16 protein-coding genes are annotated in these 21,724 nt (G+C 71.6%); 8 read left to right on the top strand and 8 right to left on the bottom strand.

Features of this window, described 5'->3' with window-relative positions; genetic code table 11:
• The first annotated feature begins 232 nt into the window (after positions 1-232).
• The 6 genes from DLJ58_RS08950 (at position 233) to purE (ending at position 7,083) form a co-directional block, all read left to right on the top strand.
• Positions 233-916 carry a hypothetical protein gene (locus tag DLJ58_RS08950; RefSeq protein ID WP_124854728.1) on the top strand — a complete coding sequence of 228 codons (684 nt, stop codon included), beginning with the start codon at positions 233-235 and terminating at the stop codon, positions 914-916.
• A 7-nt stretch (positions 917-923) separates the two neighbouring features.
• Positions 924-2,552, top strand: coding sequence for an N-6 DNA methylase (locus DLJ58_RS08955; protein ID WP_124854729.1), 1,629 nt, complete (start codon positions 924-926; stop codon positions 2,550-2,552).
• Complete coding sequence (locus tag DLJ58_RS08960) at positions 2,549-3,184, top strand: restriction endonuclease subunit S (RefSeq protein ID WP_124854730.1); 636 nt, start codon at positions 2,549-2,551, stop codon at positions 3,182-3,184. The genes DLJ58_RS08955 and DLJ58_RS08960 overlap by 4 nt, the downstream gene beginning before the upstream one ends.
• 41 nt (positions 3,185-3,225) lie before the next feature.
• Positions 3,226-5,262, top strand: coding sequence for a thioredoxin domain-containing protein (locus tag DLJ58_RS08965; RefSeq protein WP_124854731.1), 2,037 nt, complete (start codon positions 3,226-3,228; stop codon positions 5,260-5,262).
• A gap of 121 nt (positions 5,263-5,383) precedes the next feature.
• Positions 5,384-6,559 carry a 5-(carboxyamino)imidazole ribonucleotide synthase gene (locus DLJ58_RS08970; RefSeq protein WP_091394173.1) on the top strand — a complete coding sequence of 392 codons (1,176 nt, stop codon included), beginning with the start codon at positions 5,384-5,386 and terminating at the stop codon, positions 6,557-6,559.
• Positions 6,560-6,591: 32 nt separating this feature from the next.
• Complete coding sequence (gene purE / locus DLJ58_RS08975) at positions 6,592-7,083, top strand: 5-(carboxyamino)imidazole ribonucleotide mutase (RefSeq protein ID WP_124854733.1); 492 nt, start codon at positions 6,592-6,594, stop codon at positions 7,081-7,083.
• A gap of 171 nt (positions 7,084-7,254) precedes the next feature.
• Here purE and DLJ58_RS08980 read toward each other — a convergent pair whose 3' ends face one another.
• Together DLJ58_RS08980 and DLJ58_RS08985 are read right to left on the bottom strand one after the other, a co-directional pair.
• Positions 7,255-12,150, bottom strand: coding sequence for an SCO7613 C-terminal domain-containing membrane protein (locus DLJ58_RS08980; RefSeq protein ID WP_124854735.1), 4,896 nt, complete (start codon positions 12,148-12,150; stop codon positions 7,255-7,257).
• Between the two features lie 151 nt (positions 12,151-12,301).
• Entirely contained in the window at positions 12,302-13,729 is a 1,428-nt protein-coding gene (locus DLJ58_RS08985; RefSeq protein WP_124854737.1) for a UDP-glucose dehydrogenase family protein, read from the bottom strand.
• A gap of 250 nt (positions 13,730-13,979) precedes the next feature.
• Here DLJ58_RS08985 and DLJ58_RS08990 point away from each other — a divergent pair, with 250 nt between their 5' ends.
• Positions 13,980-15,149 (top strand): acyl-CoA dehydrogenase family protein, encoded by a 1,170-nt coding sequence (locus DLJ58_RS08990; RefSeq protein WP_124854739.1) that lies wholly within the window; start codon positions 13,980-13,982, stop codon positions 15,147-15,149.
• Positions 15,150-15,211: 62 nt separating this feature from the next.
• Here DLJ58_RS08990 and DLJ58_RS08995 read toward each other — a convergent pair whose 3' ends face one another.
• Genes DLJ58_RS08995 through DLJ58_RS09015 form a run of 5 tightly spaced genes read right to left on the bottom strand, consistent with a single transcriptional unit; the run spans position 15,212 to position 19,394 of the window.
• Entirely contained in the window at positions 15,212-15,826 is a 615-nt protein-coding gene (locus DLJ58_RS08995) for a hypothetical protein (RefSeq protein ID WP_124854741.1), read from the bottom strand.
• Positions 15,823-17,208: a hypothetical protein gene (locus DLJ58_RS09000; protein ID WP_124854743.1), complete on the bottom strand. Its 1,386-nt coding sequence runs from the start codon at positions 17,206-17,208 to the stop codon at positions 15,823-15,825. Before DLJ58_RS09000 ends, DLJ58_RS08995 begins: the two co-directional genes overlap by 4 nt.
• Entirely contained in the window at positions 17,205-18,005 is an 801-nt protein-coding gene (locus tag DLJ58_RS09005) for an ABC transporter ATP-binding protein (protein WP_124854765.1), read from the bottom strand. The genes DLJ58_RS09000 and DLJ58_RS09005 overlap by 4 nt, the downstream gene beginning before the upstream one ends.
• Positions 18,006-18,039: 34 nt before the next feature.
• Entirely contained in the window at positions 18,040-18,843 is an 804-nt protein-coding gene (locus DLJ58_RS09010; protein WP_208740948.1) for a zf-HC2 domain-containing protein, read from the bottom strand.
• Positions 18,840-19,394, bottom strand: a complete 555-nt coding sequence (locus tag DLJ58_RS09015) for an RNA polymerase sigma factor (protein WP_208740950.1) — start codon at positions 19,392-19,394, stop codon at positions 18,840-18,842. The genes DLJ58_RS09010 and DLJ58_RS09015 overlap by 4 nt, the downstream gene beginning before the upstream one ends.
• Positions 19,395-19,703: 309 nt before the next feature.
• On the opposite strand from DLJ58_RS09015, the gene DLJ58_RS09020 reads away from it, so the two are divergent.
• Entirely contained in the window at positions 19,704-20,996 is a 1,293-nt protein-coding gene (locus tag DLJ58_RS09020) for a multidrug effflux MFS transporter (RefSeq protein ID WP_244218851.1), read from the top strand.
• A gap of 49 nt (positions 20,997-21,045) precedes the next feature.
• Here the strand turns inward: DLJ58_RS09020 and DLJ58_RS09025 are convergent, their stop codons facing one another.
• Positions 21,046-21,717: a hypothetical protein gene (locus DLJ58_RS09025; RefSeq protein WP_124854745.1), complete on the bottom strand. Its 672-nt coding sequence runs from the start codon at positions 21,715-21,717 to the stop codon at positions 21,046-21,048.
• Between the last annotated feature and the right edge of the window lie 7 nt (positions 21,718-21,724).

Consider the following 21,724-nt stretch of genomic DNA (forward strand, 5'->3'; position numbering starts at 1 on the left):
GGTTAACAGGTTCTGCGTAGCGGAGTGCGCTTGCGAAACCGGACGTTGAGGCGTAAGTTCTCTCCGGTAGGCAAGGCTGTCGGGTTGGCCAGTGCTGAGGCTCACTGCCACTCTGCCCAGACAGAGCAGTGCCCCGGGCGGCATGCAGAGCAGAGGCGGACCCGGGGCTTACGTTTCCCACCGTACCACGCCACCCCTCGCAGGTAACCGTGTTCGGACGGAGTGAATGAGCATGAGCGCCGACGACCTGCCGGACTGGATCCGCCGGGCGTTCTCCGTCCCGCGGCTGAACCCGTACCTGACGGAGAGCGGGCAGGTCGCAGACAAAGCGGTGGAGCTCTATTGGTGGAACATCGAGGTGTCGGCTGCCTTCTACGGGCCGTTGCACTGCCTCGAAATCGCACTTAGGAATGCTTTGCATGACCAGCTCTGCCGGCGATTCGGTCGACCGGACTGGTGGGCGTCCGCGTCGGTACCCCTGACCGATCATGGCATTCGGCTGGTGACCGAGGCCACGCTCAAGTGCCGCCGCAGAGGGCTGACGCCGCCATCGGCGGACGACGTTGTCGCCGAGCTGAGTTTCGGGTTCTGGGTGTCCCTGCTCAGCAATCGCCGTGGTTCCTCCTACGACCGCTTGCTCTGGGTTCCGACGCTGCACCTGGCCTTCCCGCATCACTCCGGCCGACGGGACGAACTGCACACCGCGTTCGAGACGATGCGGTTACTCCGAAACAGGATCATGCACTACGAGCCGATCCACCATCGTGACCTGGCCGCCGACCGTCGCAAGCTCTATTACCTCTTGAGCGCGATGGATCCGGTACTGGCAAAGGAGATCCGAGGACTGGACCGAGTCGAGACGATCCTTGCGCGCCGCCGAGACGCCCATTCGCGCGTAGCGCGGCCGGACCTTTGAGGCTCGCATGGACATCGCCGAAGCAGGTCTCGTTTCTCGATCTGACATCGCACGTCTGGCGGGCGTGGAGCGTCCGGCCGTGACGAACTGGCAGCGTCGGTACGCCGACTTCCCGAGGCCGGTCGAGACGGCTCAGGGCCAGCTGTTCCAACGCGACGAGGTCGCTGCCTGGCTCTCTCGACGTCCAATTCCGGTACGGGCGCTTCGCGATGACGAACTGCCGGGAACCACGTACGGCAGTCGTGTAGAACCGGGTGTACGACTCAAGGCGCAGAGGCAAGAGTCGGCACCCGAACGAGGTCGTCGACTGGTGCGGGAGCTCGGCGGCCTCGCGGCGGAACTGCCCCGAGCGGCGACCCACGATGGTGTGTATTGGCAGGTGGTCCTGGCGCTCGTGTTCCTGCGCCGATTCTCGCTGGAGGCGTGGCGTCATCTCGCCGCCGCAGTCGACCGGCCGGGTCTGCTGAGCAATCGACTCGCCGACGCGTGCGTCGACGCCGGTCTAGCGGAGTCCGCGAGGGTTTCTGAACGGTTGGCAGACGTGCAGCCGGCCGTCCGACATGCTGTGAGCCGTGCAATCAACCTCCTGGATGGGGTAACTGCCGAGTCATCTGATCTCATCGCCGGTTTCGATCATGTGCTCGAGCGGCTCGGCGACGATATGAGTTATCAGTTCTTCACGCCTCGATCAGTCGCCCGGCTGATTACGGAGCTGGTCGGCCCGATTGCCGCCGGTTCACGCTGTCTGGATCCGTTCTGCCGGACCGGTGAACTTCTCCTCGAACTCGACCGCGCGGCTGTTGGCGACGATTCGGCCCAGATCGTCGTACGCGGTTCGCACCCCGAGCCGATTCTCGTGGAACTGGCCACGATGAACCTCGCCATGCACGGTGCCAGTGCCCTGGTGTCGAGGTTGGAGCTGGCTTCGCCGGCCGCACCAGTCGAGGAGCGATTCGACGTGGTTGTATCGAATCCGCCGTTCGGATCGCTGCGGGAGCCCGAGGGGGTTAACCGCCGGTATGGGCCCTCCCGCCGAATGGAATTCAACTGGTTGCAAGTCGTCGTCGAATCGCTTGACGGGCAGGGGCGGGGATGTGTGGTCATGCCCAACGGTGCGGCTTTCTCCCTGAGCTCCCGAGAGCAGGACATCCGGCGAGCCCTTGTCGAGGACGGAGCGCTTGCCGCCGTGGTGGCCCTGCCGATGCAACTCTTCCAAGGAACTTCGATCGGGGTAACGCTGTGGCTGGTTCAGCCGCCCTCCGGACGGAGCGAGGAGGTGCTTTTCATCGATGCGCAGCAGTTGGGAGGCATGTCCACGCGGACGCGCCGAGAGCTGACACCGCAGGATATCCAGAGAGTCTCACAGGAGTATCGGCGATGGCGGTTGGCCCACCGGGCCGACCGGAAGTTCGTTCCGCGCGAAGGCTTCAGCGCCACTGCCACGGCAGCTGCCATTGCCGAGCAAGGTTATTCACTGTATCCGCAAAGTTACGTGCAGCCCGAGTCGTCCGCAGTGGATAGCGACTCCGGCACGGACTTTTCGATGCTCGCGGAAGAGTTGGTTCGGTTGACAGGTTCTGCGGCCGAGATCGACGCCGACGTCCGCGAGATGCTTCGGGGGTTCGGCGGACGATGAGCTTGCTCGGTGTCGTGCCTGAAGGGTGGGCGCAGTCGCGTCTCGGAGATGTCGCCGACATTCGGTCTGGGCCTTCCGGGGCGGCAGTGCGGCCACATGACCGGAGCGCAGACGGCGTGGGCATGATTGCGCCCAAGGACGTTCGGGACGGGCGAGTCCAGACGGACGCCGTCAGCCGTGTCCGTGCCGACGTGGCTGCCACTCTCGCGCCCTACACCGTCGTCGTGGACGACATCCTTGTTACCCGAACCGGCACAGTCGGTCGACTCGCTTGGATCCCGGCGACCTGCGACGGGTGGCTCTTCTCGACTGGTCTGATGAGAGTGCGCCCGTACCAGGTGGTGTCGCGGTACCTCGCCTACTATTTGGCGCTGCCGGAGGCGCAGGAGTGGGTGCGGCGGCGAGCCCGGGGTACGGCTGTGCCTTCGATCAGCACCGTAGTGCTCGCCGGCCTGCCGGTTGTGCTTCCGCCCAACCATCATCAGCAAGAGATCGCCGGTGCTCTCGCGCTGCTGGACGAGCAGGTCGAAGTCCACGACGCACTAAGCCGGTTGGCAGGTAAGACCCGCGATCGGTTGGCCGGAATGCTGATGCGAGGCGAAAGCCCTGGGCCGCTCGCGCTTCCTGGGTAACTTGTCGTGCCTGTCGCAGCGGGGCTGGCTATGGTCGTCAGGTGAACCGACTCGCCGACGCCACCAGTCCGTACCTGCTCCAGCACGCCGACAACCCGGTCGACTGGTGGCCCTGGTCGGACGAGGCGTTCGCCGAGGCGAAGCGGCGGGACGTACCGGTGCTCATCTCGGTGGGCTACGCGGCCTGCCACTGGTGCCACGTCATGGCGCACGAGTCGTTCGAGAACGAGCAGGTCGGCGCCCTGATGAACGACAACTTCGTGTCGATCAAGGTGGATCGTGAGGAGCGCCCGGACGTGGACGCGGTCTACATGACCGCGACCCAGGCGATGACCGGCCAGGGCGGTTGGCCGATGACCGTCTTCGCCACCCCGGACGGCACCCCGTTCTTCTGCGGCACCTACTTCCCGCGACCCAACTTCGTCCAGTTGCTCCAGTCGGTCGCCACCGCCTGGCGGGAGCAGCGCGAGGCGGTGCTGGGCCAGGGCGCCGCCGTGGTCGAGGCGATCGGCGGCGCGCAGGCCGTGGGCGGCCCCACCGCGCCGCTGGATGCCCCGCTGCTCGACGCGGCGGCCGCAAAGCTGGCCAGCGAGTACGACGCCACGAACGGCGGGTTCGGCGGCGCCCCGAAGTTTCCGCCGCACATGAACCTGCTCTTCCTGCTGCGCCACCACCAGCGCACCGGCGACCCTGGCAGCCTGGAGATCACCCGGCACACGGCCGAGGCGATGGCCCGGGGCGGCATCTACGACCAGCTCGCGGGCGGCTTCGCCCGGTACTCGGTGGACGCGCACTGGACGGTGCCGCACTTCGAGAAGATGCTCTACGACAACGCGCTGCTGCTGCGGGTCTACACCCAGCTGTGGCGACTCACCGGTGACCCGCTGGCCCGCCGGGTGGCCCGGGACACCGCCCGGTTCCTCGCCGACGAGCTGCACCGGCCGGGGCAGGGGTTCGCGTCCGCGCTGGACGCCGACACCGAGGGCGTCGAGGGGCTCACCTACGCCTGGACGCCCGCCCAACTCGTGGAGGCGTTGGGCGAGGAGGACGGCCGGTTCGTCGCCGACCTGTTCACCGTCACGGACGAGGGCACCTTTGAGCACGGCATGAGCGTGCTCAAGCTCGCCCGGGACGTGGACGACGCCGCGCCCGAGGTGCGTGCCCGCTGGCAGCAGGTGGTCGGGCGGCTGCTCGCCGCCCGGGACACCCGCCCCCAGCCGGCCCTCGACGACAAGGTGGTGGCCGCCTGGAACGGTCTGGCGATCACCGCCATCGCCGAGTTCCAGCAGGTCGCCGCCGTGTACGTGTCCCCGCAGGACGAGGACGCCAACCTGATGGACGGCGTCGCCATCGTCGCCGACGGGGCGATGCACCAGGCCGCCGAGCACCTGGCCACCGTGCACCTGGTGGACGGCCGGCTGCGCCGGGTCTCCCGGGACGGCAAGGTCGGCGAGCCGGCTGGTGTCCTGGAGGACTACGGCTGTGTCGCCGAGGCCTTCTGCGCGCTGCACCAGCTCACCGGCGAGGGCCGCTGGCTGACCCTGGCCGGCGAGCTGCTGGACACCGCACTGGCGCACTTCGCCGCGCCCGGTGGCGCCTTCTACGACACCGCCGACGACGCCGAGCGGCTCGTCGCCCGGCCGGCCGACCCGACCGACAACGCCACCCCGTCCGGCCGATCGGCGTTGATCGCCGGGCTGGTGGCGTACTCGGCGCTGACCGGGGAGACGCGCTACCGGGAGGCCGCCGAAGCGGCCCTCGGCACCGTCGCGCCGATCGTCGGCAAGCACCCCCGGTTCACCGGGTACGCGGCCATGGTCGGGGAGGCGTTGCTCTCCGGGCCTTACGAGATCGCCGTGGTCACCGACGACCCGGCCGGCGACCCCCTGGTGGCCGCCGCCCGTCGGCACGCGCCGCCCGGAGCTGTGGTCGTCGCGGGGCGTCCGGACCAGCCGGGTGTGCCGCTGCTCGCCGACCGTCCGCTGGTCGAGGGGTTGTCCGCCGCGTACGTCTGCCGGGGTTTCGTCTGCCAGCGGCCGGTCACCTCGGTCGAGGAGCTGGTCGCCGAGCTGGGCTGAGCGCACGGCCACGCCCGGTAGTCGCCCGCGTCGCCCGCCGGGTGGTCCCGTCAGCGCAACCGATGCGGGTCGCCGGCCCTCCCGGTGGGCCCGTCGGCGGCCCGGATAGGCTGGCCGCGCTATGGATTCCCGTACCGGTCTGCCAGTTGTCGGCATGGTGGGTGGCGGCCAGTTGGCCCGGATGACCCACCAGGCCGCGATCGCCCTCGGCCAGTCACTGCGTGTGCTCGCGACCGCCCCCGACGACGGCGCGGCGCTGGTCGCCGCCGACGTCCAGTACGGCGACCACACCGACCTGGCCGCGCTGCGCACCTTCGCCAAGGGCTGTGACGTCGTCACCTTCGACCACGAGCACGTGCCCTCCGAGCACATCCGCACGCTGGCGGCCGAAGGGGTGCCCCTCTACCCTCCGGCGGACGCGCTGCTACACGCCCAGGACAAGCAGGTCATGCGGGAACGCCTGACCGAGCTGGGTGCGCCCAACCCGGCCTGGCGGCCGGTCGGGGAGCCCGCCGACCTCGTCGGCTTCGGCGAGCAGGTCGGCTGGCCGGTGGTGCTCAAGGCGGCCCGCGGTGGGTACGACGGTCGGGGCGTCTGGATGGTCGACGACGCCGCCCAGGCCACCGAGTTGGCGACCACACTGCTCGCCGGCGGCACCCGGCTGATCGTCGAGGAGCGGGTGCCGCTGCGGCGGGAGTTGGCCGTGCAGGTGGCCCGTTCGCCGTTCGGTCAGGTGGCCGCGTACCCGGTGGTCGAGACCGTGCAGCGCGACGGCATCAACGTGGAGGTTCTGGCTCCGGCGCCCGGCCTGGACGAGGAGTTGGCGGTCGCCGCTCAGCAGCTCGCCATCGACCTGGCCACCGCGCTCGGTGTGATCGGCCTGCTGGCCGTGGAGTTGTTCGAGGTGCGCGACGACGCCGGCCGGCCCGCGATCGTGGTCAACGAGCTGGCGATGCGTCCGCACAACTCCGGGCACTGGACTATCGAGGGTGCCCGGACCTCGCAGTTCGAACAGCACCTGCGGGCCGTGCTGGACTACCCGATGGGTGACACCGCGCTGACCGCCCCCGTGGTCGTGTCGGCGAACGTGCTCGGCGGTGAGCCGGGCGGAATGTCGATCGACGAGCGGTTGCACCACCTCTTCGCCGCCGAGCCGGGTGCCAAGGTGCACCTGTACGGCAAGCAGGTGCGACCCGGCCGCAAGATCGGGCACGTCACGGTGCTCGGTGACGATCTGGACGACCTGCGGGCGCGGGCCGCGCGGGCCGCGCGCTGGCTGCGCGAGGGCCACGAGTGAGTCACGGTTTCGGGAACGAGGAGAGGGCCGCAGTGAGCACGGTTGGCTTGATCATGGGCAGCGACTCGGACTGGCCGACCATGCGGGCCGCGGCCGAGGTGCTCGACGACTTCGGTGTGGCGTACGAGGTCCGGGTGATCTCGGCGCACCGGACTCCGGTCGCGATGATCGAGTACGGGCGCGACGCCGCCCACCGGGGCCTCAAGGTGATCATCGCGGGGGCCGGGGGTGCCGCCGCGCTGCCTGGCATGGTCGCGTCGGTGACGCCGCTGCCGGTGATCGGTGTGCCCGTGCCGCTGAAGCACCTCGACGGCATGGACTCGCTGCTGTCCATCGTGCAGATGCCGGCCGGGATCCCGGTCGCCACCGTGTCGATCGGCAACGCCCGCAACGCCGGCCTGCTCGCCGTACGGATCCTCGGTGCCGGCGACGAGGCCCTGCGCGCCAAGATGACGACCTACCAGCAGGACCTGGAGAAGCTGGTGGCAACCAAGGAAGCCGCCCTCCAAGCCACCCTGCGGTAGCCTTCCCGCGCACCCCATCGCATCCGCGATCTTGCACTTTCGGTCGATGCTTCGCGGCTTTTGCCCCTAGTGTCGCAACAGAAAGTGCAAGATCGCGCGAGAGGGACGCGGGTGACGCGAGCCCGGACCACTCACCGCGCCCACTCATTCAGACCGCCGTGACCCTCCGATTCATCTCATGCCGCGCAGGGCGGTCTGTAGGCGTTCCTGGGCGCGGCGGCGGCGCTCGTTGCTCGCGCCGAGCACCAGCAGCAGGATGCCCACCGGGATCAGCGCCAGCCAAGGGCCCAGGCTGAACAGGGCGTGGATCGCCGTGATCGCGGTGACCGACGCGCCGACGATCACCGGGGCCTGCTGCTGGCTGGACGAGCCGAAGATCAGCACTGCTACCGCGCCGAGCAGCAGCAGCATCTGCCGCAGCGTGCTGGACTCGGTGGCCAGCACGATGGCCAGCGTCGGCACGAAGGCCGCGACCAGCGCCGGCCCGTACGCCACCCAGCTGCTCATGTCGGGTCGGTGGCGCAGCTCCAGGACTCCGACGAGGAGGGCCAACACGGCGAACGGCAGCGTGTACGCCTCGGGCAACGCCACGTCGGCGACTCGCATCAGGATCCACCACGCGGTGATCTCACACACCACCACGGCCCAGAACAGGATCCGGCGTTCCACCGGCCGGCGACCGGGTCGGGTCGCCGCCACCCCGAGGACAGCGCCCCAGGCAGCCAGCAGGGCGGCGATGTGGCGGGGCGAGTCGAAGGCGAGGGCCAACGCGATCAGCGCGGCAGCGTACCCGGTCCACTCCACAGTGGAGGCCTCACGCTGCGCCTCGGGGCGACGCAGCCGGGGCAGGGTCGCGGCGAGCACCTGCAGGACCGCGCCGACGGCGAGCACCCCGAACGCGGACCAGACCGCGGCCAGCCCGGCGACCAGGCCGGCGGTGAGCACGAAGAGCTGCGCCATGAGTGAGGCGAAGAGCCAGCCGAGGATGCGCGCCCGCTGGGTGGTGCCGAACAGCGCCGCCACCGCGCCCACCCCGACCGCGCTGCCGAGGGTGAACAGGGTCATCTGCCGGTCGGCCAGGCTGCCGGCGAGCCCGGCGCTGCCACCGGCCAGACCGATGGCGAACACCAGCACCCGGGCCAGCCGCAGTGAGCGGGCCCGCTCGACCAGCGGCGGCGGTGGGGTCAGTGCGAGACCGAGCATCGCGATGGTGAAGACGGAGAGTGCGGCAACGGTGCTGGCGGGCCAGCCCTGGCCCAGCGCGATGGGTGCGATCAGCAGCGTGACGGCCGCCCCGGGCAGCACCACCGGCACGGCCCGGGACCGTCGCCCACCGCTGAACCCGGTGGCGGCCAGCGCGGCGGTAGCGGTGAGCAGCAACGCCGTCAGCACGTGGGTCGGGTTGACCACGTCCGACGGCGGGGTGAGCAGCTCCGGCGGCGGGCCCTGCCAGATCCGGGTCAGTGTGCGGTGCGGCTCGACCAGGGCGGTGACCAGCGCGGGTGCGATCGAGGCGAGCGCCAGGGCGGTCGGCAGCGCCGCCGCGCCCAGCGCGCCCGCGGCCGGGTTGACCCGCCACCGTCGGCGCTCCGGGTCGTCCGGCAACCGCCGTAGGGCGCCGTCGAGTCGTACCGCCCAGCGCCGGACCGGCTGGGCCGCGCCGGTGGGCGGCACGGTGGCCGCGCGGATCAGCTCGGCCAGTACGCCGAGCAGGGCGGCGGCGGCCGCGTAGACGCCGGCGGCGAGGCCGGTGGGGATGGCGGCAAGGGCGCTGATGGTGGCCCCGCCGACCACCGCCACGCTGACCCAGGGCAGATATTGCGGCACCAGCCGGCGGACCGCGGCCACGGCGGCCAGACCGAGGCTGGTCGCGGCCAGCGCGGCGGTCAGCACCACCTGCGCCGAGTGTTCGAACTCGGCGGACAGTGCCGCCACCGCACCGGGGAGGGCCAGCAGGGCGGCACCGATCGCCGCGCCGCCGATCTGCGCCAGGTGCGGCGGCATCCCCTCGGTTTCGATGTCGGCGACCTGTGGACCGGCGAGGACGCGGGCCAGCGTGGCCACCACCACGCCGATCAGGGCGATGCTGCCCAGCGCCAGGGCCGTGGTCCACGGGCGGACCAGTCCGGCTCCCGCGGCATGCAGCGCGACGACCCCGGCCACGGTGGCCCGGGACAGCCCGGCGCGCGCCTCCTCCGTGGCCACCGCGGCCATGCCGAACACGGTGGCGACCATTCCGCCGACCAGGACCGGTGACCACCAGGCCAGATCGAATGCGGCCGGCGCGCCGATCGTGGCGAGCACCACCGCCACGCCGGACACGTCCCAGCGCCACGGCGGCGGGAGCAGGATGCCGGCGGCGAGTGCCAGCAGCGCCAGCGCGACGGGCGCCTGCCAGGTGGCACCGCCGACGGGGGCGGCTGGCCAGCCGCTCAGGTCGCCCTTCCAGATCGGGCCGGGGGTGGCCAGCACGCCGACCCCACCGCGGATCGCCGACCAGCCTGCGAGGACGCCGATCAGGGCACCGCCGACGGTGAGGCCGAGGATCGGACCGCGTCGCCACTCCTCCGGCATGCTGCGGGCGCCCACGGCGACAACCAGGAGCAGGGCGGCGGCCACCGCCAGCTGCCCACCCGGGGCGAGTACCGCCCCGATCCGTACCAGCGTGGCGATCAGGGCGGTGGTGACCGCCGCGGCGGCCAGGTCCGAGCCGTCGAGGGTGAGATCGGCTCGACGGCCGGCGTCGATGGAGGGGGCCAGGAAGAGCAGCACCGCCGCGACCAGCAGGAGCGCGCCCACCCAGGCGTCGGCGACGGTAGCGCCGGGCGCCCCGAACGCGGCGGCGGTGACCATCAGCGCGCCCAGCCCGGTGCCGACCGACAGCGGGGCGGGGATGTGGCGCTGGGAGACCTGCACGACGGCGGCGTAGCCCAGGGTCACGCAGACCGCCAGGAAGCTGGCCGCCAGGATCGGGACGGTCACCTCGCGGAGGCTCGCCGGAGTGAGGGTCGGGTCCTTCGGCATGGTCGCGGCCACGAACGCCGCCACCGCCCCGGGCAGCGCGAACGCGGCGCCACCGGCGGCCCAGGCGGTGACCGTGTCGGAGGCGGCCGAGGCGATCCGGATCCGGGGCGCCAGTGTGACCAGCGTGCCGGCCACGAACAGGGTGATCAGGACCGCGGCGGTGAGGGTGGGGCTGGCCAGGCTGGCACCCGCGCCGAACAGGCCGACCACGGCCGCCCCGATGGCGTGGGCCACCGCGGCTCGACCGGTGCGGGCGGAGAGCCCGATGACCCCGATGCCGATCGCGGCGATCACCATTGGCCAGGGTGCCGTCGCCCAGCCGAGACCGAACGAGGCCGGGACGGCGAGCGCGGTCAGCGCAGCGCCGGCGACCGCGAACTCCCGGCGGATCTCGGTGGGCAGGGCCAGCACCGCCGCGATGGTGAGCAGGAACGCGGCCGCCGCGAGCTGCCAGGTGGTCGGCCCGACGGCGGCGGCCAACTCGCCCGGGTACCGGCTGAGGTCGGGGTTCCAGGCGGGCAGTGCCGCCCGGACCGGTGCCACCCCGGCGCGTAGCGCGCCGCCGGCCACCACCAGACCACTGACTGTCAGCGCCACCGCGGAGGCCAACTGTGGGCCACGTCGGGCCGCCTCCGGGACCGCGCGCACCGCCAGCCCGGTCACCGTGATGACCGCCGCGATCAGCAGCAGCGCCCGACCGGGGAGTGCCACCGAGGCGATTCGGCTGAGCGAGCCGATCACCGCCAGGGTGACGATGCCGGCCGCGACGTCCGGCAGCGGCGGGCGACGCAGCACCAACGCGCCGGCCAGCCCGATCATGGCGGCCAGCAGCAGCACCACCCCGGCGCCGGTCGCGGTCGGCACGGTCTGGGCCCGCAGCAGGGCGGTGACCGCGTACGCCAGGGAGACGGCGACCGCCAGGGCGTGCAGCAACCAGGTCAGCTCACGCAGGCCGGGCACCGGCCGGGTCGGCCGCGGGTCAGTGGCGCCGGCGCTGGCGTCGATCAGCTCGGCGGCCTCCTCCGGGTCGCCCTCCGGTCGGCTCTCCGCGTCGCGTTGGCGAGGCGCGGACGGCGTGCCCGGCGATGGCAGGTCCTGCCGGACGGGGCGTTCGACGGTCACGCCGGAGCGGGCCAGGCCGAGGTCGACGAGGGCGACGAGGGCCAGCACCAGGGCCCAGCCGCCCGGGCCGGTGATCTGGTCGTACGCCAGCAGAGGCAGGACCGGCTGCGCGGCGAGCACGGTGGCGAAGCGGGGCGCGCGCAGACCGGTCCAACCGGCGTACCCGAACGCGACGGCGGCGGTGACCGCGAAGATCACCCCGGCGAAGACCGTGCCGGAGCCGCTACCGGCGCCGATCCGGTCCACGGCCCAGAGGGCGTTGCCGGCGAGCGGCACCAGCAGCAGGCCGACCGCCGCGATGGTCTCGGCGGTCGAGGTGAGCCCGCGCCGGGCCAGTGCTGGTGGGGCGAGCAGCATCAGCACGGTGGCCAGGAGCAGGATGCCGAGCCGGGCCAGCGCGTCCATCGAGCTGGTGGCCACCGCGGCGAAGACCACCGCGGCCACGCCGAGCAGCAGCGCGCCCAGCCCGAGCGGGATGTTCTGCACCTCGCGCGAGGACGCCTCCGGCGGGTGCTCCGGGTCGTCCACGTCCAGCCAGACGCCCCGGGGCGGGGGCGGCGGCGGATCCTCCGGGGCGGACGGAGTGCCCTGGCGGGGCACCCGGGGCGGCGTTCCCATGGTGGCCGTCGGTGGCCGCCGGCCGGGGCGGCGACGCAGCACCCGGCGCGGCCGGGTGGCCTGCTTGATCCGCTCCTCGCCGGCGTGGGCGAGGATGTCCCGCTGGAAGAGCGCGGCCTGCATCTTGGCGGCGATCTGCCGTTGCTCGCGGGCGATGGCGGCGTCGCGCGCCTTCATCTCCGCGATCGAACGCTCAATGTCGGCCAGGTGCTCGACCCACTGTGGTTGATCTGCCCCACAGTGCGGGCATCGGACGGCCGGCTTGATCTCCCGGCCGCACGAGGAGCATTGAAAGGTCGCCACGACACCCCTCCACCCGCACTGTGGACTCCCACTGTCGCAGCATGCCCAAAGCTGGCGCGGATTTCGACTCTTGTCGGCGGGTCCGGGGCAAACAACGACACCGGCCGACCACCGAGATGCTCGATGGCCGGCCGGTGGTGCGTCGGTGGGATCAGGGGCGACCCATGCCCCGGTACTCCCAGCCCGCCTGGGCCCACAGTGCCGGGTCGAGGCAGTTGCGGCCGTCGACGACCTTGCGACCCTTGACCAAGTCGCCGAGCGCGACGGGATCAGCGTTGCGGAAGTCGGCCCACTCGGTGAGGACGCAGACCAGGTCGGCGTCGTTGACCGCCTCGTTGATGCTGTTCTCGTAGGTCAAATCGGGAACCGCACGGCGGGCGTTCTCGGTGCCCTGCGGGTCGTACACGTGCACGTCGGCGCCGGCCTTGTGCAGCAGTGCGGCGACGGCGAGCGCCGGGGCGTCGCGGACGTCGTCGGTGTTGGGCTTGAAGGTGGCACCGAGCACGGCGATCCGGGTGCCGGAGAAGTCCGGGCCGGCCGGGCCGGAGCGGCGGCCGAGCAGGTCCGCGGCGAGCTGGAGCACCCGGGTACGACGGCGCAGGTTGATCAGGTCGACCTCGTGAAGGAAGCGCAGCGCCTCGCCTGCGCCCAACTCCTGGGCACGGGCCTGGAAGGCCCGGATGTCCTTGGGCAGGCAGGCGCCTCCGAAGCCGAGACCGGCCTGGAGGAACCGGTTGCCGATCCGCGGGTCGTAGCCGATCGCGCGGGCCAGTTGGGTGACGTCGCCACCGGAGGCCTCGCAGACCTCGGCCATCGCGTTGATGAAGGAGATCTTGGTGGCCAGGAAGGCGTTCGCGGCGACCTTGACCAGCTCGGCGGTGGAGAAGTCGGTGACCACCAGGGGCACCTCGCGGTCCTCCGTGGCGGCCAGGTCGAACACGCCCTTGTGCGCGGCGTAGAGCATGCCGTTGGCCCACTCGCTCTTGACGCCGACCACGATCCGGTTGGGCCGCAGGACGTCGTCGACGGCGAAGCCCTCCTGGAGGAACTCGGGGCTCCACGCCACCTCGACGTCCAGGTCGTTCGGGGTGTGCTTGCCGACGAGCTGCTCGACCCACTCGGCGGTGCCGACCGGCACGGTGGACTTGCCGACGATCAACGCCTTGCGGGTCAGGTGCTGCGCGAGACGGGTGACCGACGCCTCGACGTACGACAGGTCGGCGCCCATGCCGTCGGCCCGCTGCGGGGTGCCGACGCAGATGAAGTGCACGTCACCGAACTCGGCGGTCTCGGCGATGTCGGTGCTGAACCGGAGGCGGCCGGCGGCGAGGTTGCGCCGGAGCAGCTCGTCCAGGCCGGGCTCGTGGATCGGCACCTGACCGGCGTTCAGCATCGCGATCTTGTCGGCGTCGACGTCGAACCCGAGAACCTCGTAGCCCAGTTCGGCGTAGCAGATGGCGTACGTCGCACCGAGGTAACCAGTCCCTAGGAACGTCACCCGCGGCCGGGGTGCGCCCGAAGGCGGGGTCACCGCGGCGATGGCGGGGGTCGGCTGGATGGTGGGGTAGGGGATCGTCACGCCTGTCTTCTCCGCTCGCGCTGGCGCCGCGTCGTCGCGTCGCATTCTGCTGCGGCGCCTGGGCGGGGGCACCGGAGGTGGCTCACTGTCTCAATCTCCATCATCGCTGAGCGCGTTAGGTGCACCGTCCTGCCCATGCCTACGCGCCGGTAACATCACCTGAACTGCAGTCGCTAGTCTTCAGTCTGCGCGGTCGGCGGTCAGGAGTCGTCACAGACTGCGCATGATAGTGGTGAAGGGGAGGGCCGAGATGGCCGCAGGGGAGTCGTTCGACGTCTACCGGTTGCCCGAGGAGCACCAGGCGATCCGGGAAGCCGTGCGGGAGGTCTGCGCCGCGAAGGTGGCTCCGCACGCCGCGGAGGCCGACGAGACGGGGGAGTTCCCCAAGGCGTCCTACGACGCGCTGCGCGCGGCCGACTTCCACGCACCGCACATTCCCGAGGAGTACGGCGGCGCGGGCGCGGACGCGCTGGCCACCGCCATCGTGATCGAGGAGGTGGCCCGCGCCTGCGCGTCCTCCTCGCTGATCCCGGCGGTGAACAAACTCGGCACCATGCCGCTGCTGTTGTCCGGTTCCGCCGACCTCAAGAGTCGTTACCTGACGCCGGTCGCGGCCGGTGACGCGATGTTCTCGTACTGCCTCTCCGAACCGGAGGCGGGCAGTGACGCGGCCTCGATGACCACCAGGGCCGTACGTGACGGGGATCACTGGGTGCTCAACGGTGTGAAGCGCTGGATCACCAACGCCGGGGTGTCCGAGTTCTACACCGTCTTCGCCGTCACCGACCCGTCCGCCCGGTCCCGGGGCATCTCGGCCTTCGTGGTCGAGAAGTCCGATGTCGGGGTGAGTTTCGGCGCGCCGGAGAAGAAGCTCGGCATCAAGGGCTCGCCCACCCGCGAGGTCTACCTCGACAACGTGCGGATCCCGGCCGACCGGATGATCGGTGCGGAGGGCACCGGCTTCGCGACCGCGATGAAGACCTTGGACCACACCCGGGTCACCATCGCCGCGCAGGCCGTCGGGATCGCGCAGGGCGCGCTCGACTACGCGAAGGGGTACGTGGCCGAGCGTCGCCAGTTCGGCAAGGCGGTCGCCGAGTTCCAGGGGATCCAGTTCATGCTGGCCGACATGGGCATGAAGCTCGAGGCGGCCCGGCAGCTCACGTACGCGGCTGCTGGCAAGTCGGAGCGTGGCGACGCGGATCTCACCTACTTCGGCGCGGCGGCGAAGTGCTTCGCCTCCGACGCCGCCATGGAGATCACCACCGACGCGGTGCAGTTGCTCGGTGGCTACGGCTACACGCGGGACTACCCGGTCGAGCGAATGATGCGGGATGCCAAGATCACCCAGATCTACGAGGGCACCAACCAGGTCCAGCGGATCGTGATGGCCCGACAGTTGCTGGCCGACGTCGTCTAGGGCGTGGTGCCGCCGGTGGTCCGGTGCGCCGACAACGGCGTTCCGGACCACCGGCGGTGTCGTCACCGATCGGGGGCCGTCTCGGTGGCGGGTCGCAGCGGGCCGCCACGCAGCGCGTACGCGAGCAGACCGGTCACCGCCAGTACGGTGGCGCAGGCGGTGGCGGCGGTGGTGCCGGCGGGCTGGGTCAGCCAGCTGGCGACCTGTACCCGCACGTCGGTGCTGGGCCCCAGGAACGGCAGAACCGCGATGAGGGTCCAGGTGAGCGGGGCGATCCAGGACAGCGCGGCACCGACCACTGCGGCGCCGAGCGCGGTCAGCCCGAGCAGGCCGGCGGTGTTGCGCAGCACGAGGGCGAACGGCTCGTAGCGCGCGTCGGTGAGCGTGCTGAGCGACAGCAGGGCGGTGATCGCGGCAGTGGCGAGGAGCAGGTGTCCGGCACGTCGCAGCGGCCAGTTGACCGACGCCGTGTGGTCCAGGGCGTCGTCCGCGCCGCTGAGTGTGGTGCCGAACGCGACCACCGCCAGCATGATGGTGAGACTCGCCGTCCGGGCGTTGATGGTGGTCGACTCCGTGTAGACCAGCGACAACACCCAGGCCAGCGCGACGATCGCCGCCGCGCTGCTGACCGCGAGGGGGACCCGGCGCGACCGCAGGTGGAGCCGGAACCATCTCACGGCTTTTCCGCCAGGATCGCCAGGAAGCCGTCGCTGCGACAGTCCAGCACCGCCGCGCGTGCCGCCGCCATCCGATCCCGTTGCTCGGCCTGCGGCAGGCTCACCAGCGCCTGGTAGGCGCCCTGCGCCCGCTCGATGTCCGCCGGTTCCCACCAGCGCTGCGGGATCGGCGGCTGACCGCTCAGCCAGGCTGTGGCGATGGTCCGAGCCAGGAATTCCTCGTCGCCCCCCGACTGGTCGCCGCAGTCCTGCAGCCAGGCAGCCTCGAGCAGGGATGGCAGGAACTGGCCGTCGGACAGGTCGGCGCGGCCGGCGGGGTCGATCGCGGGAGCGTCGAAGACGATCGTGTCGTCGGCGTGCCGGGTCGGTGCCGCGCTCACGCCCAGCCGTCCCCAGTAGGCGATCTGTCGGGACTGCACCGCCCGGACGGGTGCGTTGGGCAGCTTCGCCGCCATCATTCCGAGTGCCTGGCGGGCGGGGCCGACGACGTCGGGCAGCAACGTGGCGTGCGCCCGTGCCACGCAGACCTGCGGGCCGTCGTCGTCGCAGACCAGCTCGATGGCGACCGGGTCGACGACCGCCGCTCCGCGGGTTCCGCCGACGGGCAGGAGCGGTACGGCGACCGCGCCGCCGAGCACCGCCGGAAGCACGGCGAACGCGATGGCGCGGCGGCGGACCGCGCCGAGCAGCAGCAGCCCGGTCGCGGCGAGGGACACCAGCCACAGCGTCTGGAGCAGACTGACCCGGGTCGCGATCGTCTGGAAGTCGTCCAGGCCGTTGAAGGTCGGTACGAGCAGCAGCGCCGACGGCTCCCGCCCGACTCTGGTGAGACTCGCGTCGATGTGGGCCATCGTGACGAAATCCGGAACCAACCCGACCAGGAAGAAGCCGACCACGGCGAGGATGGGTGCGGTGACCACCCGGGGCACGGCGCGGCCGGCGGCCATGCCGAGCCAACCGGCGGCGACCAGCGCCGGGACGCCCACCGCGGCGACGACGATGGCGCTGGCCGGGAAGTATCCCGCCGTCGGCACCACCCATCCGGCCGCGATGAGGAACACCAGGACGTACGCGGTCGCGACCGCGACGGCCAGCGCGCTGGCGGTCGGGACGACGCGCTGCCAGCGCGGCCGGAGGGTGCTGGCGAACAACTCGTTGACCCGGTAACGCGCGTCGCGCTGACCCAGCCACGCTCCGCCGGCCAGCGCGAAGGGCAGCGACACCATGAGCATCGACCGCGAGAAGATCGCCAGTTGCATCCACCGCCCGACGAAGGACTGGGTGGCCGTGAGCAGCAGCACCGCGCCGATCACCAACGACAGCAGGCCGATGCTCAGCGCAGCCGAACGGCGCAGCTCGATGCGGAGGATTCGCCCGGTCATGCCGACACCCGGCCACGGTGGGCGCGCAGCAGCGACGAGTAACCGCGTTCGGTGGCGCTGTCACCGGCGTCGTCGGTGCCGCCCTGCTGGGCCAGTTCGCCGGCGCTGCCCTGCCACACCAGCCGACCCTCGCTGACCAGCACCACGTCGGTGCAGGCCACCGCGACGTCCTCGACCAGGTGGGTGGAGACGAGTACGCAGCTGTCCAGGCCGATCTCCCGCAGCAGTTCGCGGAAGTCGAGGCGCTGCTCGGGGTCCAGGCCGACCGTCGGCTCGTCGAGCAGCAGCACCGCCGGATCGTTGACGATCGCCTGGGCGATGCCGGCGCGGCGCAGCATCCCGCCGGACAGCGTCTTCATCCGGGAATCGGCACGGTCCGCCAGGCCCACCCGCTCGACGGCCCGCTGCACCGCGCCAGGGATGACGGCCTTCGGCATCTCCTTGAGCCAGGCGATGTACTCGACGAACTCCCGGACGGTGAAGCGCGGGTAGAAGCCGAAATGCTGCGGCAGGTAGCCCAGGCCGCGGCGTACCTGGCGGAGGTCGGCCCTCCCGGTCACCTCGCCACCGAGCAGGGTCAGTCGCCCCCCGGCCGGCTTCAACACCGTCGCCAGGGCCCGCATCAACGTCGTCTTCCCGGCGCCGTTCGGGCCGAGCAGCCCGTGCACACCGGTGCCCAACCTCAGGTCGAGCTCGTTGACCGCGAGGTGTCGGCCGGCCCGGACCTGTAACTTCTCGGCGTGCACCGCCCACGGGTAGGTGGATGGAGCGGTCTCCGCCACGCTGACCGTACGCATCATGATCTCTCCATTCGGGCCTGACTCGACGTCGTCATCGGTGCAGCAGGTTCTGGTGCGGTTCGTGCGGCCGTCGCCGGGCCTGACCAAGGACGACGGCCGTCAACGCCACTGTGGCGAGCGCCCACCCCGGCAGGCTGCTGCCGGTGAGGATCGCCGGGAGTTGGCCGTCGGCGAGGCTCGGTACGACCACACCGGCGGACCAGGCGACGGTCAACGCGAGTGCGGCGCGCTCGACCCCCACCACCGGGCCCAGCGCCAACGCGCCGGCGGTGAACCCCAGGACGGGCAGCAACCAGAGCCCGGGGGAGTGCCCGGTGAACCAGCCCGCCACGGCCAGCACCGGTAGGACCGCCGACAGCACCCCCAACGTGCGGCGCATCAGCAGCGGCAAGCCGGTACGGGGCATGGTGGCCGTCAGTTCCCAGGCCGGGTCCAAGCGTCGGCTCCAGACCGCCGCCACCGGCAGCAGCGGCGCCACCGGCGCGATCAGCAGCACCAGCGACGGCAGGCTGTCGAACGTCCACTCGAACAGGGCCGCGGCCAGCATCAGCCCGGTGGCGGTGACGAACCAGGGCAGCACCCGGGCGGCGACCCCGGTGCGCAGCAGCCGGTGACGGCGTACCGGACCCGGGCCGGTGGCGATTCCGGTGGCGATTCCGTCGGCCACCCGGTCCAGCAGGTCCCGGGTGCCCGGGTCGACGGCGTCCGTCAGCACCGCTCGGCAGGCGGCGCAGGTCTCCAGGTGCGCCTCGACCGCCCAGATGGTCGCGTCGTCGACGCCGGCGCCACCGGAGGCGTACTGGGAGATGAGGGTGGACGTCGGGTGAGTGGTCATGACAGCGCCTCCCGGAGTGCGATTCGGGCCCGCCGGGCCCGGGTTTTCACGGTTCCCTCCGGCATGCCGAGCAGCAGCGACGTCTCCCGGGCGGTCAACCCGTCGAGGACCATCGCGCGCAGCACCTGGCGCAGTTCCGCCGGCAGCGCGTGCAGGGCCCTTTCGAGGTTGGCGTCCATCCCGCCGGCCAGCGCCTCCTCCTCGGCGGCCGGGGCCACCGTTTCGAAGGTCTGCACCGCCGGGATCCGCTCGCGCCGGGCCCGGTGGCGGAACGCGTCGATCAACCGGTGCGCGGCGATCGTCCACAGCCAGCCCACCGCGCTGCCGGAGGCCCCTGGCGACTGCGCCTGACTGCCGGCGGACCGCCACACCGCCAGGTACGTCTCCTGCAACACCTCGGCCACCACGTCCTCGTCGGCGCAGCGCCGGCGCAGTCGCGCGGTCAACCACGGGGCGGTACGCCGGTACAGCGCGTCGAACGCGCGCCGGTCGCCCCGAGCGACGCGGCGAAGGAGTTCACCCTCGTCGAGCCCGTCCAGACTTCGTTTCACACCAGGCAAGACGACGCGTACCCCGACCCCGGTTCTGATCCCGCTGTGACCCTGCTCACATTGGCCTCGGGTGGGCGGGGTGGGGTGACTCCCCACACACCGGGAACGTCACCCCTCGCCGAGGTGTTGCCGACCGACAGAATCACCCTTGGATCATCGCCGACCCGGCCGTCCCCGCCGCGACCCCTGCCTCGTCACGACCACGCAGCCCACCGCCGAGCACCGCACACCGTGCCGCCTCCGCGCGGTCCCGGTGACGCCCCGCGCCGCCGCTGGTGACGACGCATCAGCTTCCGCAGAGAGATCGAGATGATGAAGCAGTTGGTGGAGAAGACCGAACGCGATTCCACCGTCGCGCGAGAGGTGCTGCCCGGCGACCTGATGACCAACCGTCAGCGGGCGCAACTCGTCCTCGTGCTGGGCGCGTTGATCGCGATCGGGCCGTTGACCATCGACATGTACCTGCCCGCTCTACCAGCCATCACGGCGGGACTGCAGACCACCGAGACCGCGGTGCAGTTGACACTGACCGGCACGCTGGTCGGCCTCGCGTTGGGCCAGTTGCTGATCGGGCCGCTCTCCGACGTGGTCGGACGGCGGGTGCCGCTGCTGGCTGGGCTGGCCACGCACATCGTGGCCTCCGTCCTGTGCGTCTTCGCACCAAACATCGCGGTGCTCGGCGGCCTGCGCGTACTCCAGGGTCTCGGCGTCGCCGCCGCCACGGTGGTCGCGACGGCCGTGGTCCGCGACCTTTTCAGCGGGGCCTCCTTCGCCCGGATCTTCTCCCGGCTGATGCTCGTCATGGGCCTGGCGCCCATCCTCGCGCCGACCTTGGGCAGCGGCCTGCTGAGCTGGACCGACTGGCGGGGCGTCTTCGCGGCCCTGGCGGTGCTGGGCGCGCTGCTGATCGTCGTGGCCGCTCTCCGGCTCCCGGAGACCCTTCCGGTGACGCGTCGGCGGCACGGCGGGGTGCGCGCCACCCTGCGCGACTACCGGGGATTGGTCAACGACCGGGCGTTCGTCGGCCTGGTGCTGGTCGCCGGGCTGGCGATGGCGGCACTGTTCGCGTACGTCTCGGGTTCGTCGTTCGTGCTCCAGCAGGAGTACGGCCTCGACGAGCAGCAGTTCGGCATCGCCTTCGGTGCCGGCGCGGTGGGCCTGATCGGGGCCACCCAGTTCAACGTGCGGCTGCTGCGCCGCTACACCCCGCAGCAGATCCTGGTCGCCGCCCTGATCGCCGGCACGGCCGCCGGCCTGCTGCTGGTCATGTTCGCGGTGACCGGCTTCGGTGGCCTGGCCACCCTGCTCGCGTCACTGTGGCTGGTCCTGGCCGCCGCCGGCCTCGCCCTTCCGAACGCGCCGGCGCTGGCCATGAGCCGGCACAGTGAGGCCGCTGGCACCGCCGCGGCGCTGCTCGGCGCGGTGCAGTTCGGCATCGGCGCGGTGTCGGCGCCACTGGCCGGTCTGTTCGGCACCGGGAGCGTACCGATGGCGATCGTCATCGCGGGCGGCATGGCCGCCGCGCTGATCGTCATGCTCCTCGTGGTGCCCCGCGCCAGCCTCGGCACTGTCGACCCGGATCTGGCGGTCGCGCTGCACTAGCTCGAAAGGGACGAAAGGGGCGGGCCGGTCCACCGGCCCGCCCCGACGATCAGCGGATCTCGGTGGTGTCCTCGGGGCGCGGTTGGCCGCGCGGTGGGGCGGACCAGGGTGATTCGCCGCCCACCCGTCGGGGCAGCGGATCGGTCGCTGTCGGGTCGGCCGGGTAACCCAGAGTGAGGGGCGCGGTGTCGCGCTCCGCGGGCGCGGGGGCCGGCCAGTCGGTCAACGTGAAGTCGTCCTTGCGGGGGCCTCCGTCCGGTGCGGGGGTGGGTGCAGTGGCCGGTTCGGTCGCCGGGCTCGGCCACTGCCGCCAACGCTGTTGGCTGAAGGTCGCCATCAGCAGCAGCAGGCCGAGCAGGAAGAGCGTGCCGTTCTCCACGGGCAGTCGCAGCGGCAGAGGATCGCCGAACACCTTCCACTCGTGCGGGATCGCGTCCCGCACCGAGAAGGGCGCCACGAACATCCCGATGTACGGGGTGACCAGCAGCGCACCGGCCACCATCGGGCCCAGCGGCGAGAAGCGCAGCGTGCCGAGCAGGCCCAGCAGGACACCGCCGACACCGAGGTACACGGCCGGCTCGATCAGGTTGGCGGTGTTGAACGTGCCGATCTCCACCCAACGGTCGACCGTCCGGCTCGACCCGTCCTGCCCCAGTGTGACCAGCACCCAGGTGATGGGCGCCACCACCAGCCCGGCGAGGAAGCTCCAGAGATGTCGCATCCGCGCA

Source organism: Micromonospora arida, assembly GCF_003857035.1.
Lineage (GTDB): Bacteria > Actinomycetota > Actinomycetes > Mycobacteriales > Micromonosporaceae > Micromonospora > Micromonospora arida.

Bases quoted from the DNA above. Each gene is read 5' to 3' on its own strand.
- DLJ58_RS08960 (WP_124854730.1), top strand. From the start codon at position 2,549: ATGAGCTTGCTCGGTGTCGTGCCTGAAGGGTGGGCGCAGTCGCGTCTC.
- DLJ58_RS09020 (WP_244218851.1), top strand. From the start codon at position 19,704: ATGATGAAGCAGTTGGTGGAGAAGACCGAACGCGATTCCACCGTCGCG.
- DLJ58_RS09010 (WP_208740948.1), bottom strand. From the start codon at position 18,843: ATGACCACTCACCCGACGTCCACCCTCATCTCCCAGTACGCCTCCGGT.
- DLJ58_RS08970 (WP_091394173.1), top strand. From the start codon at position 5,384: ATGGATTCCCGTACCGGTCTGCCAGTTGTCGGCATGGTGGGTGGCGGC.
- DLJ58_RS08955 (WP_124854729.1), top strand. From the start codon at position 924: ATGGACATCGCCGAAGCAGGTCTCGTTTCTCGATCTGACATCGCACGT.
- DLJ58_RS09025 (WP_124854745.1), bottom strand. From the start codon at position 21,717: ATGCGACATCTCTGGAGCTTCCTCGCCGGGCTGGTGGTGGCGCCCATC.
- DLJ58_RS09005 (WP_124854765.1), bottom strand. From the start codon at position 18,005: ATGCGTACGGTCAGCGTGGCGGAGACCGCTCCATCCACCTACCCGTGG.
- DLJ58_RS08950 (WP_124854728.1), top strand. From the start codon at position 233: ATGAGCGCCGACGACCTGCCGGACTGGATCCGCCGGGCGTTCTCCGTC.
- DLJ58_RS08990 (WP_124854739.1), top strand. From the start codon at position 13,980: ATGGCCGCAGGGGAGTCGTTCGACGTCTACCGGTTGCCCGAGGAGCAC.
- DLJ58_RS09000 (WP_124854743.1), bottom strand. From the start codon at position 17,208: ATGACCGGGCGAATCCTCCGCATCGAGCTGCGCCGTTCGGCTGCGCTG.